We start from the raw sequence: 16,343 nt of genomic DNA, 5'->3' as shown, positions 1-16,343 counted from the left end.
GAAAGGCTAGACGGAAATCCACACATATGCAAATCTCCACAAAAGAACACACGCCCGCGACCTAAGGCCGGAGTTGCCCATGTGGGCGCAGGACCGCCATCAGCGCATCCGCAACCTGCTCCACGCCCGCACCCGCGTGACGACGGAGGAGATCGCCCGCGAGCTGTCCGTCTCGCGCGAGACGGTGCGGCGCGACCTGCTGGAGCTTGAGGCGGCGGGGGAGCTGATGCGGGTGCACGGCGGCGCCATGCTGCCGGCCGCGGCGGCGGAGGAGCCGTTCACCGCCCGTCTCACCCGCAACCGCCCGCAGAAGCAGGAGATCGCCCGCACCGCCGCGGCGCTGTTCCGCCCGGGGCAGAGCTGTTTCATCGACGCCGGCACCACCACCGCGCTGTTCGCCGAGCAGCTGGCCCAGGTGCCCGACGTGACGGTGGTGACCAACTCCATAGACGTGGCGATGGCGCTGCGCGGGTCTGCCGCGGGCGGGGCGCACCTGCTGGGCGGTGAGCTGGCGCGCGAGGTGCCGGCGACGCTGGGCGCCCGCACGCTGGCGGAGATCGCGCGCTTCCAGCTGGACGTGGCGGTGTTGTCCCCGGTGGGCCTGCACCCGCAGCAGGGCGCCATGGACTTCGAGATCGCCGAGGCGGAGGTCGCCGCCGCCATGATCCGCCATTCGCACGGCGTGATGATGCTGGCCGACGGGTCGAAGCTGGGGATCGGCAGCCGGGCGCAGATCTGCCCGTGCGGGCGCGTCGACACGCTGGTCACCGACCGCAGCGCCGACCCGGACACGGTGAAGGCGCTGCTGCGCGCCGGCGTGCGCGAGGTGGCCGGCGCCGTGCGGGCGCAGGCCGGTGCGGAAAATTTCATCAGGGCGGCAGGCGACTGACGCGGGAATAAGCATTCACAAAAATTTCACCCAATAACCCTTTTGATTTTAAAGGAGTCCGGATAAGGCATAGTTCTTGAAAGGCGATGCCAAGATATTGGCGGAATATCGTCATGACGCCGATGACGGAACCAAATGGAGGGTTAGAGAAATGCTGCGCCACAGCCACGCCGTTGCTTTGACTGTTTCGGCCGCGTTCACGGTGATTGCTGCGTCCCTCTCGGCATCGGCGGCGACGAGGCTGACCGTCTACACGGCGCTGGAGAACGAACAGCTGGAGCCGTACAAGAAGGCGTTCGAGGCGGACAACCCCGGCATCGAGGTGCGCTGGGTGCGCGACTCCACCGGCGTCATCACCGCCCGCCTGCTGGCCGAGAAGGACAACCCGCAGGCCGACATCATCTGGGGCGTGGCGGCGTCGAGCCTGATGATCCTCGACCAGGGCGGCCTGCTGGAGCCCTACGCGCCGGCCGGCTACGACAAGCTGAAGGCCGGGTTCAAGGACCAGAAGGCGCCGCCGACCTGGGTGGGCATGGACGCGTGGCTGGGCGCCATCTGCTACAACACGGCCGAGGCGGCGCGCGAAAAGATGCCGGCCCCGGCCACCTGGGCCGACCTCGTCAAGCCGGTCTACAAGGGCAAGCTGGTGATGCCGAACCCGGCGTCGTCCGGCACCGGTTACCTCACCGTCTCCGGCTGGTTGCAGCAGATGGGCGAGGAGGCCGGCTGGAAGTACATGGACGCGCTGAACGAGAACATCGCCGTCTACACCCATTCCGGCTCCAAGCCGTGCCGCATGGCGGCGCAGGGCGAGTACACCCTGGGCATCTCCATCGAGTACACCGGCGCCAGCCTGAAGACCAAGGGCGCGCCGCTGGAGATCATCCTGCCCAAGGAAGGCTCGGGCTGGGAGATGGAGGCGACCGCCATCGTCAAGGGCACCAAGAACCTCGACGCCGCCAGGAAGCTGGCGGACTGGGCGGTCACGAAGAAGGCCAACGAGGCGTACAACGCCTTCTACGCCGTCACCGCTTACCCCGGCGTGAAGCGCGACATCCCCAACTACCCGCCCAATGCCGAGGAGCAGATGATGAAGTCCTACGACTTCACCTGGGCGGCGGCGAACCGCGACCGCATCCTGGCGGAGTGGTCGAAGCGCTACAACGCCAAGTCCGAGCCGAAGACCTGAGCGCGACGGCTGGGCGGGGCCTCCCGCCCGGCCGGTCCCCCATTTCATCCGCGAGCAGGCAGGCGAGCATGACGGCTCCCGAGGAACCGCCGGTTTATCTCCGGCTGCAGAACATTTCGAAGCACTTCGGCACCTTCCATGCGCTGCGCGACGTCAGCCTCAGCATCCGCAAGGGGGAGTTCGTCTGCTTCCTCGGCCCCTCGGGCTGCGGGAAGACGACGCTGCTGCGCGCCATCGCCGGGCTGGACCCGCAGAACTCCGGGCGGATCGAGCAGGACGGGCGCGACATCTCCCGCCTGCCGCCGGCGCAGCGTGACTTCGGCATCGTGTTCCAGTCCTACGCGCTGTTCCCCAACCTGACGGCGGCGGAGAACATCGGCTACGGCCTGCGGAACCGCGGCGTGCCGGGGCACGAGATCCGGGCGCGGGTCGAACAGCTCGCCACGCTGGTGCATCTGTACGAGCACCTCCACAAGTACCCGTCGCAGCTCTCCGGCGGGCAGCAGCAGCGCGTGGCGCTGGCCCGCGCGCTGGCGCTGTCGCCGGGGCTGCTGCTGCTGGACGAGCCGCTGTCGGCGCTCGACGCCCAGGTGCGGCAGTTCCTGCGCCGCGAGATCAAGGAGGTGCACAGGCGCCTCGGCATCACCACCATCATGGTGACGCACGACCAGGAGGAGGCGCTGACGCTGTCCGACCGCATCGTGCTGATGAACCGCGGCGTGATCGAGCAGGTCGGCACGCCGACCGAGCTGTACCGCACCCCGCGCACGGCCTTCGCCGCCGCCTTCGTCGGGCAGAGCAACTTCCTGCCCGGCCGGCTGCGCGCCGACGGCACGGTCGCCGTCAACGGCGTGCCGCTGCGCCCCGGCGTGGGCGTGCAGGCCGGCATGCCGGACGAGCCGGTCCAGATCTGCCTGCGGCCGGAGCAGGTGGAACTGCGCCCGGCCGGTGCCGGCGGCTACCCTGCGCAGGTTACCGACGTGGAGTTCTGCGGCAGCTTCTGGCGCGTCACCCTGTCGGTGGAGGCGCTGGGCTGCCGCCGCCTCGTCGCCGACGTGCCGCCGGCACTGGGTGGCGCGCTGGCGCTGGCCGAGGGGGCGGCGGTCGACGCGCTGGTGCCGGACGGCGTCGCCCAGGTGTTCCCCGAGGTGTTCCCCGAGGCCGCGGCATGAACCAATCCGTCCGCGTCCCCTCCCTCGCCCCGGCCGCCCGGACACCGCGCCGCCTGCGCCTGAGCATGGGGCGCGAGGACTGGATCATGGCCGGCGGCATCCTGGCGGTGGGGGTGTTCCTCATCGTCGCGGTGGCGCTGCCGCTGCTGGCGCTGTTCGTCAAGGCGTTCGAGAACCGCGCGGGGGAGTTCGTCGGGCTGGCCAACTTCGCCGCCTACTTCTCGACCCCGTCGCTGACCCAGTCGATCTGGAACAGCCTGTTCGTCGCCTCGGCCAGCACGGTCATCACGGTGACGCTGGGCTTCGTCTTCGCCTACGGGCTGACGCGCACCTGCATGCCGCTGCGCGGCGTGCTGCGGGCGCTGGCGGTGACGCCGATCCTGTCGCCGTCCATGCTGCCGGCGATCTCGCTGGTCTACCTGTTCGGCAACAAGGGCTTCGCCAAGGGGCTGCTGTTCGGCAACTCCATCTACGGCCCGATCGGCATCATCATGGGCGAGGTCTACTACACCTTCCCGCACGTGCTGCTGATCCTGGTCACCGCGCTGTCCATGGCCGACGCGCGCCTGTACGAGGCCGCCGACGCGCTGGGCACCAGCCGCTGGCGCACCTTCTGGACCGTCACGCTGCCCGGCGTGCGCTACGGCCTGGTCAGCGCCGCGGTGGTCGCCTTCACGCTGGCGCTGACCGACTTCGGCGTGGCGAAGGTAGTGGGCGGGCGCTTCAACGTGCTGGCCACCGACGTCTACAAGCAGGTCATCGGGCAGAAGAACTTCCCCATGGGGGCGGTGGTCGGCCTCGTGTTGCTGGCGCCGGCGCTGCTCTCCTTCCTCGTCACCCGGCACGTGCAGAAGCGGCAGAAGGCGCAGCTCTCCGCCCGCTCGGTGCTGCTGACGCCGCAGCCGCAGAAGGGGCGCGACCTCGTGTTTTTCGCGGTCTGTTCGGTCATCGCGCTGGCCATCGCGACGATGCTGGGCACCTCGGCCTTCGCGTCCTTCATCAAGCTGTGGCCGTACGACCTGACGCTGACGCTGACGAACTACGACTTCTCGCTGGTCGATTCTTCGGGCTGGACGAGCTACACCAACAGTCTGGTGATGGCGTCCAGCGTCGCGGTGATCGGCACCGCGGTGGTGTTCGGCGGGGCCTATCTGGTGGAGAAGGGGCGCAGCCTGCCGCTGCTGCGCCACGCCATCAGCGTGCTGGCCCTGCTGCCGCTGGCGGTGCCGGGGCTGGTGCTGGGCATCGCCTACATCTTCTTCTTCAACCACCCGGCCAACCCGCTGGGCTTCCTGATGGGGACGATGGCGATCCTGGTGATCAACACGCTGGCGCACTACTACACGGTCGCCCACCTCTCGGCGTCCACCATCCTGAAGCAGGTGGACGGCGAGTACGAGGCGGTGTCCGCCTCGCTGAAGGTGCCGTTCTGGCGCACCTTCGCCCTGGTCACCGTGCCGGTGTGCCTGCCGACCATCCTCGACATCCTCGTCTATCTGTTCGCCACCGCGCTGACGACCGCGTCGTCACTGATCTTCCTCTACACGCCCGACACCAAGACGGCGTCGGTGGCGGTGATCAGCATCGACGACGCCGGCAACATCGCATCCGCCGCCGCCATGGCGATGGTGATCGTCTACACCTCGGCCGCGGTGCGCGGGCTCGATCTGCTGGTGCGGCGCTTCGGGCTGGCGCGCTTCCAGCGCTGGCGGCAGAGGTAGGAGACGCCCATGCCCTACGCCGCCACGCTCGGCCACACCCGCCACGCCTTCGCCGATTTGAAGGCGGTGCTCGCCTGCGCCAGCCCGCACCGCTCCGGCGACGCGCTGGCCGGGCTGGCGGCGGACAGCGACGAGCGGCGGGTGGCCGCCCGCCTCGTGCTTGCCGACCTGCCGCTCAGGACCTTCCTGGAGGAGCCGGCGGTCGCTTACGAGGACGACGCGGTGACGCGGCTGATCCTCGACACGCACGACGCCGCGGCCTTCGCGCCGGTGGCGGCGATGACGGTCGGGCAGTTCCGCGACTGGCTGCTCTCCGACGCCGCCGCTGGCCCCGCGCTGGCCGCCCTGGCGCCCGGCCTGACACCGGAGATGGCGGCGGCGGTGTCGAAACTGATGCGCAACCAGGACCTGATCGCGGTGGCGCGGAAGATCCGCGTGGTGACGGCGTTCCGCGGCACGCTGGGGCTGCCGGGGCGGCTGTCGGTGCGCATCCAGCCGAACCACCCCACCGACGACCCGCAGGGGGTGGCCGCGGCGATCCTCGACGGGCTGCTGATGGGCTGCGGCGACGCGGTGATCGGCATCAACCCGGCGGCCGACAGCCTGCAGGGCTGCACGGCGCTGCTGGAACTGGTGGACGGCATCCGCCAGCGCTACGCCATCCCGACGCAGAGCTGCGTGCTGACCCACGTCACCAACACCATCGCCATCATCGAGCGCAGCGCGCCGGTCGACCTCGTCTTCCAGTCCATCGCCGGTACCGAGGCGGCCAACCGTGCCTTCGGCATCGACCTCGCCGTCCTCGAGGAGGGCCGCGAGGCGGCGCTGTCGCTGAAGCGCGGCACGGTGGGCGACAACGTCATGTACTTCGAGACCGGCCAGGGCTCGGCGCTGTCGGCCGACGCGCACCACGGCGTGGACCAGCAGACGCTGGAGGCGCGCGCCTATGCGGTGGCCAGGGCCTTCAAGCCGCTGTTGGTCAACAGCGTGGTCGGCTTCATCGGGCCGGAGTACCTGTACGACGGCAAGCAGATCGCGCGGGCCGGGCTGGAGGACCATTTCTGCGGCAAGCTGCTCGGGCTGCCGATGGGCATGGACGTCTGCTACACCAACCACGCCGAGGCCGACCAGGACGACATGGACAGCCTGCTCACCCTGCTGGGCGTGGCCGGGGTGAACTTCATCATGGGCGTGCCGGGCGCCGACGACGTGATGCTGAACTACCAGAGCACGTCCTACCACGACGCGCTGTACCTGCGCTCGGCCTTGAACCTGCGCCCGGCGCCGGAGTTCGAGGCGTGGCTGGAGGGCATGGGGATGCTGGGCGCCGACGGCCGCGTCAAGGAGCTGCCGCCGTCCAGTCCGGCGCTGCTGCGCTTCCTGGACGGGGAGGCGGCATGACGCCCGATCCCTGGACCAGGCTGCGGATGGCGACGCGGGCGCGCATCGGGTTGGGCCGCTGCGGCGACGGGCTGCCGACCACGGCTCTGCTGGACTTCCAATTGGCGCACGCGCGGGCGCGCGACGCCGTGCACGCGTCCTTCGACCCGGCGCTGGTGGAGGCCGGCCTGGAGGGCCGCCCGGCCATCCGGGTGCGCAGCCGCGCCGCCGACCGCGCCACCTACCTGCAACGCCCCGACCTCGGTCGCCTGCTCGCCGCGGAGGACGAGGGGAAACTGAGTCCCGGCCCCTGCGACGTGGCCTTCGTCATCGCCGACGGGTTGTCCGCCGCGGCGGTGCACGCTCACGCCGCCAACACCGTGAACGCCGTGCTGGAGCGGCTGCCGGGCTGGAGCGTGGCGCCGGTGGTGATCGTCTCGCAGGGCCGCGTCGCCATCGGCGACCCCATCGGCCAGCGCCTCGGCGCGGCGATGGTGGCGGTGCTGATCGGCGAGCGGCCGGGCCTGACCTCCGCCGACAGCCTGGGCGTCTACCTGAGCTGGGCGCCGCGGCCCGGCCTCGTGGATGCCGAGCGCAACTGCCTGTCCAACATCCGGCCTCCCGACGGGCTGAACTACGCGACGGCCGCCGACAAGCTGGCTTGGCTGATGACCGAGGCACGCCGGCTGAAGCTCACCGGCGTCGGCCTGAAGGACGACGCAACGCCGCTGCTGGCCGGTGGGCCGTAGACGGCTACGAAAACGCCACGCCCACCTTGCCGACGTGCCCGCCTTCGGCCAAGCGGCGGATGGCATCGGCGACGTCCTCGAACGCGTAGACCGTGCCGTCGATCACCGGCCGCATCCGGTGCAGGGCGATGGCCCGCAGCATGTCCTCGAAGGTGTCGCGGCTGCCCACGGTGACGCCCTGCAGGCGGATGTTCTGCGTGACCACGTGGCCCAGGCCGACCTCGGCCGCGGCACCGCCCAGCACGCCGATCAGGCTGATGGTGCCGGCGCCGCGCACGGCGCGGATCGACTGCGCCAGCGTGCCGGCGCCGCCCACCTCCACCACGTGGTCGGCCCCCACGCCATCGGTCAGCATGCGGACGGTGCGGCCCCATTCCGGCTCGGCGCGGTAGTTGACGAGGTGGTCGGCGCCGAGCGCCCCGGCCCGCTCCAGCTTGGCGTCGCTGGAGGACAGCGCGATCACCCGCGCGCCCTGCATCTTGGCGAACTGCAACGCGAACAGCGACACCCCGCCGGTGCCCTGCACCACCACGACGTCGCCGGCCTTCACCGGGTTCTGCGCGACCACCGCGCTCCACGCCGTCACCGCGGCGCAGGGCAGGGCGGCGGCCTCCAGGTCGGTGAGGAAATCGGGCACGCGGACCGCCGCATGCTCCTCGACCGCCATGAACTCCTGCATCACGCCGTCGCGCGGCCCGCCGAGCTGCGAGCGCCACCAGCCGTCGCGGAACGGCCCGCTGACCCAGTCCTGGAAGAAGGTCGGGCAGGCGCGCTCGCCGACCTTGAAGCGCGTCACCGCGGCGCCGACCGCCGCCACCTCGCCGACCCCGTCGGACACCGGCACCAGCGGCAGCGCACCGCTGCGGTTGCCGTAGCCGCGCCGGACCAGCACATGGTCGCGGTAGTTCAGCGTCGCCGCCGTCATGCGCAGCAGGATCTGAGTCGGCCCCGGCGCGGGCTTCGGACGCCGTGCCTCGACGATGTGGTCCACCGACCAATCGCCGCGGATCTCCATGACGCGCATCGCCGCCCCCTCCGTCCCTTTGGATTCTCCGAGTGGACACCGCTTCGTCCGTCTCGGCAAGCCGCCCTGCCCAACAGGCCACGAGCAAAGCGCGCCGCATGCGGGTATTCTGACGTCGACGAATGGATAGGGTGCGAATGGTGGAACGGACGCGGAGCCTCAGCCCGGCGCTGACCGCCTTCCTGGAAGGCGACGTCAGCCTCATGCTCGCGTCCCGGGACGCGGCCGGCTGGCCGACGCTCGGCCGGGTGCTCGCCTGCGACGTGTCGTCCGATGGCGGGCGCCTGACCGTCTACCTCGCACGGACACCGAATGCTGCGCTGGTGGCGGCGGTGGCGGAGACCGGGCAAGCCGCCTTGGTGGTCACCAAGCCCAGCACCCACCATTCGATCCAGCTGAAGGGGCGGGATGCGGCGGTGGCTCCGGCCGGGGAGGGCGCCGCGCCGGTCGTGGCGCACCACGTCACCGGCTTCACCCGCGACGTCGGGCTGATCGGCTTCAGTACGGCGTTCTCGCGGACGCTGATGGCGCATGACCCGCGCGACCTCGCGGCGGTGACCTTCACGCCGGAGGCCGCCTTCGACCAGACGCCCGGCCCGCGGGCGGGAGACCCGGTGGAGCCATGAGCCGCGACATTTGCCTGGACGCCATCCGTTCCTGCCTGGAAGGCGTCATCCCCGCCGCCATCGCCACCGCCGACCGCGAGGGTGTGCCCAACATCTCGGTGCTGTCGCAGGTCCACTACATGGACCCGGCGCACGTCGCGCTGTCCTACCAGTTCTTCAACAAGACGCGGCGCAACATCCTGGCCAACCCGCACGCGACGCTGCAGTTGATCGACCCGGAGACGGTTGCGCAGTACCGCATGCGCGTGCGCTACCTGCGCACCGAGACCGCCGGGCCGCTGTTCGAAAGCATGAAGGCGAAGCTCGCCGGCATCGCCTCGCACACCGGCATGGCCGGCGTCTTCCGCCTGCTGGGCGCCGACGTGTTCGAGGTGCTGGGGATCGAGGTGGTGCCGGGCGCCACGCTGCCGGCCCCGGTGCGCAACCGCAGTCTGCTGGCGGCGACGCGGCGGTGCTGCGAACGCCTCTCCGCCTGCACCGACCTGGAGGAGCTGCTGGACCGCACGGTCACCGACCTGCGCGCCCTCTTCGGGATCGACCATGCCATGGTGCTGATGGCGGACGAGGCCGGCGGGCGGCTCTACACCGTCGCCAGCCTCGGCTACCGCGCGTCGGGCATCGGGTCGGAGATCGCGCTGGGCGACGGGGTGATCGGCGTGGCGGCGCGCGAGCGCACGGCGATCCGCATCACCCACGCCACCTCCGACTACGCCTACGGCCGCGCCGCGCGCGACAGCAGCCTGGAGGCGGGCGGGGCCGGCGACGCGCGGGAGATCCCGTTCCCCGGCCTCGCCGCCCCGCACAGCCAGCTCGCCGTGCCGATCCTCGCCGGCGGGGAGCTGATCGGCGTGCTGTTCGCCGAGAGCCCGGAGGCCATGCGCTTCTGCTACGACGACGAGGACGCGCTGGCGACGGTCGCGTCGGTGCTCGGCGCCATGATCCACGTCGTGCGGCAGTCCCCGGCCGCCGAGCCGGCGCCCGAGGACGCCGCGGTGGCCGAACCCCGCGGCGCACCGGCGCGGCTGCACCACCATGCTGCCGACGACAGCGTGTTCGTCGACCACCAGTACCTCATCAAGGGAGTCGCCGGGGCGATTCTCTGGTGGCTGGTGCGCCAGCACGCCCAGCACGCGCGGACCGAGTTCTCCAACCGCGAGCTGCGGCTGGCCCCGTGCATCCGCCTGCCCGAGGCGTCCGAGAACCTGGAGGCGCGGCTGATCCTGCTGCAGCGCCGGCTGACCGAGCGCTGCGAGGTCCTGCGCCTGGAGAAGACCGGGCGCGGCCGTTTCCGCCTGGTGGTGCAGCGCCCGCTGGCGCTGGAGGAGATGGGGTGAAATGAGCCCTCCCCTGCCTCCGGCGGGGGCGTGGAGCCAATGCCGTAGGCAATGAGCGCCGAAGGCGATCGTAGGCGGAGCGCGGTCGCCCGACTTGCGGGCGACCGGTGGTTGGGTGGGGGTAGCGGCGTGCACGAGAATCAACGCCTGCCACCGACGCCGCTGCCCCCACCCTCCCAAGCTGCGCTTGGGTCCCTCCCTCCCCCGCCGGAGGCAGGGGAGGGGCGCGGACGCTTCGGGTTCACCCATCTTCGTTTCAGGTTCGAAATTTTCGCTTACGAAAATTTTAGGGTTGCGTGAGGGAAGAGTTAGCAACGGCTCCGCCCCAGCCGCGCCTATACTCCTGGCCGATCTTCATTCCTGACGGGGACGGCACGATGGACACGCGGGAACGCGTTCGGGCGCTGGAGCGGATGATGCTCATCCGCGCTTATGAGGAAACGGTGATCGCGCTGCACGCCGAGCAGCGCGCGGCGGGCACCTGCACCGCGGTCGGGCAGGAGGCGGCGGCGGTGGGCGTGGTGTCCGCGTTGTCGGCCGACGACCAGATCCTGACCAACCACCGCAGCGCCGGCCACCTGCTGGCGCGCGGCGCCGATCCGGGGCGGATGCTGGCCGAGGTGATGGGCCGGCGCGACGGCTATTGCGGCGGCAAGAGCGGGTCGCTGCACATCGCGGCGAAGGAACTGGGGGTGGTGCTGACCTCCACCATCGTCGGCGGCGAGCTGTCGCTGGTCACCGGCGTGGCGCTGTCGCGCTCCATGCTCGGTGGGGAGGGCATCGTCGCCTGCTTCTTCGGCGACGGGGCCGCGTGCGAGGGGCGCTTCCACGAATCCCTCAACCTCGCCGCGGTGTGGAACCTGCCGATCCTGTACGTGTGCGAGAACAACCAGTGGCAGGCCTTCGTGCACCGGCGCGAGACCACGCTGGCGGACGGCGTGGCGCCGCAGGCCGCGGCCTACGGCATGGACTGGCGCACCGTCGACGGCAACGATGTGGACGCGGTGCGCGCCGCCGCGGAGCGCGCCGTCGCCACCATCCGCGAGACGCGCAAGCCCTTCCTGCTGGAGGTGCAGACCTACCGCCTGCGCGGCCACTTCGAGCCGGACGACCAGTCCTATGTCGATCCCCAGGAGTTGGAGCGCTGGCGCGCCCGCGACCCGATCCTGCTGGCCCGGAACCGCCTGATCACGGAGGGTCACCTTTCCGATGCCGCCGCGCAGGAGATGGAGGCCGCCGTGAAAGGGCGGATGGAGCAGGCCGCCGCCTTCGCCGAGGCCAGCCCCTTCCCGGGCTTCGAGGCCCTCACCACCGACGTCTACGCCTGAGGAGGCACCGATGCAGACCATGACCGTCACCGACGCCGTCTCCGCCGCGCTGGCCGAGGAGATGCGCCGCGACGACCGTGTCCTCATCTTCGGCGAGGGCGTGGCGACCAAGCGCAAGGACCTGCTGGCGGAATTCGGCGCTGCACGGGTGCGCAACACGCCGCTGGCCGAGGGGATCATCGCCGGCACCGCCGCCGGCGCCGCGGCGACCGGGTTGCGCCCGGTGGTCGACCTGCTGTTCGCGCCGTTCCTGTGCTACGCCATGGACGAGATCGTCAACAGCGCCGGCAAGCTGCGCTACATGTCGGGCGGGCAGTTCGCCTTCCCGATGGTGGTGCTCGCCATGACCGGCGGCGGCTGGGGCGTCGGCGCCCAGCACAACCACAACGTCGAGGCCTGGTTCGTGCACAGCCCCGGCCTGAAGGTGGTGATGCCGTCGACGGCGGCGGACTACAAGGGGCTGCTCAAGGCGGCGATCCGCGACGAGAACCCGGTGCTGTTCTTCACCGACATCGCGCTCGGCTACGCGCCCGGCGCGGTGCCGGAGGGCGAGGTGGTCGTCCCGCTGGGCAAGGCCGCGGTGCGGCGCGAGGGTGCGGACGTGACGCTCGTCAGCTACGCCAAGAGCGTGCACGCCTGCCTGCAGGCCGCCGACCGGCTGGCGGCGCAGGGCATGGCGGCGGAGGTCATCGACCTGCGCACGCTGAAACCGCTCGACGAGGAGACCATCCTGCGCTCGGCGCGCAAGACCGGCCGGGTCGTCGTGGTGCACGAGGCGAGCCGGATGTGCGGCGTCGGCGCCGAGATCGCCGCGCTGGTCGCCGAGAAGGCGTTCGGCGACCTGCGCGCCCCGGTGATGCGGCTGACCGGCCCCGACGCCCCGGCCCCCGCCAGCTTCCCGCTGGAGCAGGCCTTCGCCCCGTCCGCTGATGCCGTCGTCGAGACGGTAGGCCGCCTCGTCGGCCTCGTCCCGGCGTGAGGAGACACCCGATGAAGACCATCAACCTGTCCGCCTTCGCCCTGGTCCTGCTGGCCACGCAGGCCGCCGCCGAGGATCTCGTGAAGCGCGGCGAGTACCTCGCCCGGATCATGGATTGCCAGGGCTGCCACACCGGCGGCGCGCTGACCGGCAAGCCCGACCCCGCCCTGCATCTGGCGGGATCCGCCGTGGGCTTCGGCATCCCCGACCTCGGCGTCTTCTACCCGCCCAATCTGACGCCGGACCGCGAGACCGGCCTCGGCGCCTGGAGCGAGGCCGACATCGTCCGCGCGGTGCGGACCGGAACGCGGCCGGACGGGCGCCAGCTGGTGCCGGTGATGCCGTGGCCGTCCTACGCCGCGCTCACCGACGCCGACGCCAAGGCGCTGGCCACCTATCTGAAGGGCCTGCCCCCGGTGCGCCATCAGGCGCCGCCGCCGGTCGGCGCGTCCGGTAAGCCCGCGGGCCCCTATCTCGGCGTGGTGCTGCCGCAGTAGGGCGGCGCGCCGGATGGACGGCATCGGGTGGACGGGGGCGCCATGCCCCTCGTCCGGGGTGATCGGATGCTCAGCGGTCGGGCGTCATCCCGCGCCGTCGATGGCGTGAACCGCCATGGTCACGGTGGCATCCCGGTCCAGCCCGCTCTCGCGCACCAGGGTCCGCCATGTGAAGTAACTCAGCATCAGCCCCAGCATCGCCCGCTGGCCCGGGCTCAGATCGGTGCCCAGCGACTCGTTGTAGGCCCGCATGTACGGCATGATCCGCAGTTCGGCGATCTCCCTGGTCAATGCGTGGTGCTCGACGTCGCGCAGCACGCACCCCGCCAAGTCCGCGTTGCGCCCGTACCAGCCGTACAGCGCCTGGAGGCCGACGCGCAGCCGCTCGCGCCGATCCGCGATGCTCCGCCAAGGCTCCGCATCCGGCAGCGGGTCGCGCTCCGCCACGAGGCCAGAGCACGCGAGGAGGAGGCTCCGCTCGTCGGGGAAGTGGGCGTAGAGGGTGTGCCTCTGAACACCGGCGCGTTCCGCCACCATGCTGGTGTTGGTGCGCGCCGGCCCGACGCTGCTGTGCAGCTCGACAGCGGCTTCCACGATGCGCCGGCGGGTCTCCGACTGCTGATCGGCACGGCGCTTCATCGTATAGGGACGGCTCATCCGTTTTTGCTGCACATCAATGTGCACCCAATATTGACGCTGCCCTATTTTAAGTGCACGGTTGTGTTCTGTCAAATTGGATGGCGTCGCCATCGCCGCAACAGGGAGGACACTATGGAGACCAAGGTCAGCGAAATCGCCGGCGGCATCTACCGGTTCTCGACCTTCGTGCCGGCGATCGCGCCGCCCGCCGGCTTCTCCTTCAACCAGTTCCTCGTCCTCGGCGACGAGCCGCTGCTGTTCCACACCGGCCCGCGGGCGATGTTCCCGCTCGTCTGCGCTGCGGTCGGCCGCCTGATGCCGCCTGAGCGGCTGCGCTGGATCACGTTCGGCCATTACGAGGCGGACGAGTGCGGGGCGATGAACGAGTGGCTGGCCTTGGCGCCGCACGCCGAGGTGGCGCACGGGCAGACCGCCTGCATGGTCTCCCTGAACGATATGGCCGACCGCCCGCCGCGCACGCTCCAGGACGGGGAGATCATCGACCTGGGCAAGGGCAAGCGGGTGCGTTACCTCGACACGCCGCATGTCCCGCATGGCTGGGAGGCGGGTCTGCTGTACGAGGAGGGCACCGGTACGCTGCTGTGCGGCGACCTCTTCACCCAGCTCGGCGATGGTCCGGCCCTGACCGAGGGGGACATCGTCGGCCCGGCGATCGCTGCCGAGGAGATGTTCCGGTATTCCAGCCTGAATCCTGACATGGGCGCCACGATCCGCCGGCTGGCCGATCTGTCGCCGCGCACGCTGGCGCTCATGCACGGGCCGTCGTTCAGCGGTAACGGCGGGGCCGCGCTCCGTGCCTTGGCCGATAGCTACGACGACCGCGTGTTGACCGCCCACACGGCCGCAGCGGCCTGACGTCGAACCCCTCGTGTGGTGGCGGAGCGCAGGACGCTCCGCCGTCGATTTCCCCTCTCCACTTTCCTTCGTAGTCGTTATGATGCTCGGCTCATAACGAACCGGAGGGAATGTCCGAGATGCCGTCGCTGTTTCGCCGCACCGTCCTGACCGCCTTCGCCGCCGTTGCGGTCGTCGGGCTTTCCGCCGCGCCGGGGCTGGCGCAGACGCCGTTCATCACCGTCGCCTCGACCACCTCGACCGAGGATTCCGGGCTGTTCAGGCATATCCTGCCGCTGTTCACGGCGAAGACCGGGATCGAGGTGCGCGTCGTCGCCAAGGGTACCGGCCAGGCCATCGACCAGGCCAAGCGCGGCGACGCCGACGTGCTGTTCGTCCACCACAAGCCGTCGGAGGAGGCGTTCGTCGCCGAGGGCTTCGGGGTGGAGCGCTTCCCGGTCATGTACAACGACTTCGTGCTGATCGGGCCGAAGGCCGACCCGGCCGGCGTCAAGGGCGGCAAGGACATCAACGCGGCGCTCAAGAAGATCGCCGAAAAGCAGGCTCCCTTTGCCTCGCGCGGCGACGACAGCGGCACCAACAAGACCGAGCTGAGCCTGTGGAAGGCCGCCGGCGTCGAGCCGAAGTCGGGCGGCTGGTACAAGGCGCTGGGCCAGGGCATGGGGCCGACGCTGAACACCGCCGCCGCCATGAACGCCTACACGCTGGCCGACCGCGGCACGTGGCTGAGCTTCAAGAACCGCGGCGAGCTGGAGGTGGTGGTCGAGGGCGACAAGCGCCTGTTCAACCAGTACGGCGTCATGCTGGTGAACCCGGCGAAGTTCGGCCACGTCAAGAAGGCCGAGGGGCAGGCGTTCGTCGATTGGCTGCGCTCGGCCGAGGGGCAGGGCGCCATCGCCGGCTACAGGATCGGCGGCGAACCGCTGTTCTTCCCCAACGCCGGTGAGCTGGGGGCCTAAGAAGCGGCTTCCCGGTTGACCAGCGCGACGCCTTTGATCTGCACGAACACCGGCTGGCCCGGTGCGAGGCCGAGGGCGTCCCATGACTTGCGGGTGACGCGCGCCAGCAGGCGGGCACCGGCGCCGTCCTCGCCCAGCGCCACCACCGCCATCACCTGCACGCCGTCCTGCGGTTCGGCGGCGGCGATCCGGCCGGGCAGCACGTTGAGGATCGTGCTGTCCGGCGCCGGCCGGCGCGCCAGGCTGACGTCGGAGGCGGCGATGCGCACGCGCCGCGGCGTTCCCTCGGCGCCAAGATCGCCGGGCACCAGCAGCCGGCCGCCCGCCAGCGCCAGCGCGGTCAGGCCGTAGGCCGGCTCGTGGCCGGCGACCGTGGCGGGCAGGGTGACGCCGGCCTCGGGCATGCGGGCGATGGGCAGCGTCGGATCGGCCTGCAACTCCTGCACCGGACCCGAGGCCACCACCCGGCCCTCCTTCAGCAGCACCAGATGGTCGGCCAGCCGTTCCACCTCGGCGATGTCGTGGCTGACGTAGAGCACCGGCACGGAGAGCGCGTCGTGCAGCCGCTCCAGATAGGGCAGGATCTCGTCCTTGCTGAAGCGGTCCAGCGCCGCCAGCGGCTCGTCCATCAGCAGCAGCTTGGGCTGCGCCAGCAGCGCCCGCCCCACCGCGACGCGCTGCCGCTCGCCGCCCGAGAGGTGCGGGACGCCGCGGTCGAACAGCCGGCTCAAGCCGAGCAGCTCGATCACCTCGTCCACCCGGATGGTCTCGGGCACGCCGCGCCCCACCGTGCGGCGGTGGCCGTACAGCAGGTTGGCGCGCACCGACAGGTGCGGGAACAGGCTGGCCTCCTGGAAGACGTAGCCGATGGGGCGCGCGTGCGTCGGGCGGAAGGCGTCGTCGTCCTGCCAGACCTCGCCGTCCAGCGCGAAGCGGCCGTCCAGGCGCTGCAGCCCGGCGACGCAGCGCAGCACCGTGGTC

The 16,343-nt window shown here is 70.9% G+C and carries 16 protein-coding genes; 13 read left to right on the top strand and 3 right to left on the bottom strand.

Translation table 11 applies throughout. The annotated features are described in order from the left end of the window. Window positions 1-79 precede the first annotated feature (79 nt). From TSO221_RS33655 to eutC, 6 genes are all read left to right on the top strand, one after another. Complete coding sequence (locus tag TSO221_RS33655; protein WP_109122821.1) at window positions 80-889, top strand: DeoR/GlpR family DNA-binding transcription regulator; 810 nt, start codon at window positions 80-82, stop codon at window positions 887-889. Window positions 890-1,040: 151 nt separating this feature from the next. Then, window positions 1,041-2,078 carry a putative 2-aminoethylphosphonate ABC transporter substrate-binding protein gene (locus tag TSO221_RS33650; RefSeq protein ID WP_109122820.1) on the top strand — a complete coding sequence of 346 codons (1,038 nt, stop codon included), beginning with the start codon at window positions 1,041-1,043 and terminating at the stop codon, window positions 2,076-2,078. 68 nt (window positions 2,079-2,146) lie between these two features. Then, the gene (locus tag TSO221_RS33645; protein ID WP_109122819.1) at window positions 2,147-3,250 is read left to right on the top strand and encodes a putative 2-aminoethylphosphonate ABC transporter ATP-binding protein; all 1,104 of its coding nucleotides are present in this window, start codon (window positions 2,147-2,149) and stop codon (window positions 3,248-3,250) included. After that, entirely contained in the window at window positions 3,247-4,971 is a 1,725-nt protein-coding gene (locus TSO221_RS33640; RefSeq protein WP_109122818.1) for a putative 2-aminoethylphosphonate ABC transporter permease subunit, read from the top strand. Before TSO221_RS33645 ends, TSO221_RS33640 begins: the two co-directional genes overlap by 4 nt. Window positions 4,972-4,980: 9 nt before the next feature. After that, window positions 4,981-6,372 carry an ethanolamine ammonia-lyase subunit EutB gene (locus TSO221_RS33635; protein ID WP_109122817.1) on the top strand — a complete coding sequence of 464 codons (1,392 nt, stop codon included), beginning with the start codon at window positions 4,981-4,983 and terminating at the stop codon, window positions 6,370-6,372. Beyond that, a complete protein-coding gene (gene eutC, locus TSO221_RS33630; RefSeq protein ID WP_109122816.1) occupies window positions 6,369-7,100 on the top strand; it encodes an ethanolamine ammonia-lyase subunit EutC in 732 nt (243 codons plus the stop codon). The genes TSO221_RS33635 and eutC overlap by 4 nt, the downstream gene beginning before the upstream one ends. Before the next feature lie 4 nt (window positions 7,101-7,104). Here eutC and TSO221_RS33625 read toward each other — a convergent pair whose 3' ends face one another. Next, the gene (locus TSO221_RS33625; RefSeq protein WP_109122815.1) at window positions 7,105-8,124 is read right to left on the bottom strand and encodes an NAD(P)-dependent alcohol dehydrogenase; all 1,020 of its coding nucleotides are present in this window, start codon (window positions 8,122-8,124) and stop codon (window positions 7,105-7,107) included. Window positions 8,125-8,261: 137 nt separating this feature from the next. On the opposite strand from TSO221_RS33625, the gene TSO221_RS33620 reads away from it, so the two are divergent. From TSO221_RS33620 to TSO221_RS33600, 5 genes are all read left to right on the top strand, one after another. Continuing rightward, a complete protein-coding gene (locus tag TSO221_RS33620; protein WP_109122814.1) occupies window positions 8,262-8,750 on the top strand; it encodes a hypothetical protein in 489 nt (162 codons plus the stop codon). After that, on the top strand, window positions 8,747-10,084 hold the full coding sequence (locus TSO221_RS33615; protein WP_109122813.1) for a GAF domain-containing protein: 1,338 nt from the start codon (window positions 8,747-8,749) through the stop codon (window positions 10,082-10,084). Before TSO221_RS33620 ends, TSO221_RS33615 begins: the two co-directional genes overlap by 4 nt. Window positions 10,085-10,461: 377 nt before the next feature. Further along, the gene (locus tag TSO221_RS33610) at window positions 10,462-11,412 is read left to right on the top strand and encodes a thiamine pyrophosphate-dependent dehydrogenase E1 component subunit alpha (RefSeq protein WP_109122812.1); all 951 of its coding nucleotides are present in this window, start codon (window positions 10,462-10,464) and stop codon (window positions 11,410-11,412) included. 10 nt (window positions 11,413-11,422) lie between these two features. After that, on the top strand, window positions 11,423-12,391 hold the full coding sequence (locus tag TSO221_RS33605; protein ID WP_109122811.1) for an alpha-ketoacid dehydrogenase subunit beta: 969 nt from the start codon (window positions 11,423-11,425) through the stop codon (window positions 12,389-12,391). 11 nt (window positions 12,392-12,402) lie between these two features. After that, on the top strand, window positions 12,403-12,888 hold the full coding sequence (locus TSO221_RS33600) for a c-type cytochrome (RefSeq protein WP_109122810.1): 486 nt from the start codon (window positions 12,403-12,405) through the stop codon (window positions 12,886-12,888). Between the two features lie 84 nt (window positions 12,889-12,972). On the opposite strand, the gene TSO221_RS33595 is transcribed toward TSO221_RS33600, so the two are convergent. Continuing rightward, complete coding sequence (locus TSO221_RS33595; protein ID WP_109122809.1) at window positions 12,973-13,545, bottom strand: TetR/AcrR family transcriptional regulator; 573 nt, start codon at window positions 13,543-13,545, stop codon at window positions 12,973-12,975. Between the two features lie 114 nt (window positions 13,546-13,659). Here TSO221_RS33595 and TSO221_RS33590 point away from each other — a divergent pair, with 114 nt between their 5' ends. Together TSO221_RS33590 and TSO221_RS33585 are read left to right on the top strand one after the other, a co-directional pair. Beyond that, window positions 13,660-14,403, top strand: coding sequence for an MBL fold metallo-hydrolase (locus TSO221_RS33590; RefSeq protein WP_109122808.1), 744 nt, complete (start codon window positions 13,660-13,662; stop codon window positions 14,401-14,403). A 119-nt stretch (window positions 14,404-14,522) separates the two neighbouring features. Beyond that, complete coding sequence (locus tag TSO221_RS33585; protein ID WP_109122839.1) at window positions 14,523-15,362, top strand: substrate-binding domain-containing protein; 840 nt, start codon at window positions 14,523-14,525, stop codon at window positions 15,360-15,362. On the opposite strand, the gene modC is transcribed toward TSO221_RS33585, so the two are convergent. Further along, the coding region (gene modC, locus TSO221_RS33580; protein WP_109122807.1) for a molybdenum ABC transporter ATP-binding protein at window positions 15,359-16,343 on the bottom strand (985 nt) is incomplete at its 5' end. The genes TSO221_RS33585 and modC overlap by 4 nt on opposite strands.

Source organism: Azospirillum sp. TSO22-1, from assembly GCF_003116015.1.
Taxonomy (GTDB): domain Bacteria; phylum Pseudomonadota; class Alphaproteobacteria; order Azospirillales; family Azospirillaceae; genus Azospirillum.
Note: the sequence above shows the minus strand (reverse complement) of the source record. Positions and strands in the feature narration are given on the sequence as shown.

Bases quoted from the DNA above. Each gene is read 5' to 3' on its own strand.
- TSO221_RS33620 (WP_109122814.1), top strand. From the start codon at position 8,262: ATGGTGGAACGGACGCGGAGCCTCAGCCCGGCGCTGACCGCCTTCCTG.
- TSO221_RS33640 (WP_109122818.1), top strand. From the start codon at position 3,247: ATGAACCAATCCGTCCGCGTCCCCTCCCTCGCCCCGGCCGCCCGGACA.
- eutC (WP_109122816.1), top strand. From the start codon at position 6,369: ATGACGCCCGATCCCTGGACCAGGCTGCGGATGGCGACGCGGGCGCGC.
- TSO221_RS33625 (WP_109122815.1), bottom strand. From the start codon at position 8,124: ATGCGCGTCATGGAGATCCGCGGCGATTGGTCGGTGGACCACATCGTC.
- TSO221_RS33585 (WP_109122839.1), top strand. From the start codon at position 14,523: ATGCCGTCGCTGTTTCGCCGCACCGTCCTGACCGCCTTCGCCGCCGTT.
- TSO221_RS33610 (WP_109122812.1), top strand. From the start codon at position 10,462: ATGGACACGCGGGAACGCGTTCGGGCGCTGGAGCGGATGATGCTCATC.
- TSO221_RS33650 (WP_109122820.1), top strand. From the start codon at position 1,041: ATGCTGCGCCACAGCCACGCCGTTGCTTTGACTGTTTCGGCCGCGTTC.
- TSO221_RS33605 (WP_109122811.1), top strand. From the start codon at position 11,423: ATGCAGACCATGACCGTCACCGACGCCGTCTCCGCCGCGCTGGCCGAG.
- TSO221_RS33645 (WP_109122819.1), top strand. From the start codon at position 2,147: ATGACGGCTCCCGAGGAACCGCCGGTTTATCTCCGGCTGCAGAACATT.
- TSO221_RS33595 (WP_109122809.1), bottom strand. From the start codon at position 13,545: ATGAGCCGTCCCTATACGATGAAGCGCCGTGCCGATCAGCAGTCGGAG.
- TSO221_RS33600 (WP_109122810.1), top strand. From the start codon at position 12,403: ATGAAGACCATCAACCTGTCCGCCTTCGCCCTGGTCCTGCTGGCCACG.
- TSO221_RS33655 (WP_109122821.1), top strand. From the start codon at position 80: ATGTGGGCGCAGGACCGCCATCAGCGCATCCGCAACCTGCTCCACGCC.
- TSO221_RS33635 (WP_109122817.1), top strand. From the start codon at position 4,981: ATGCCCTACGCCGCCACGCTCGGCCACACCCGCCACGCCTTCGCCGAT.
- TSO221_RS33590 (WP_109122808.1), top strand. From the start codon at position 13,660: ATGGAGACCAAGGTCAGCGAAATCGCCGGCGGCATCTACCGGTTCTCG.
- TSO221_RS33615 (WP_109122813.1), top strand. From the start codon at position 8,747: ATGAGCCGCGACATTTGCCTGGACGCCATCCGTTCCTGCCTGGAAGGC.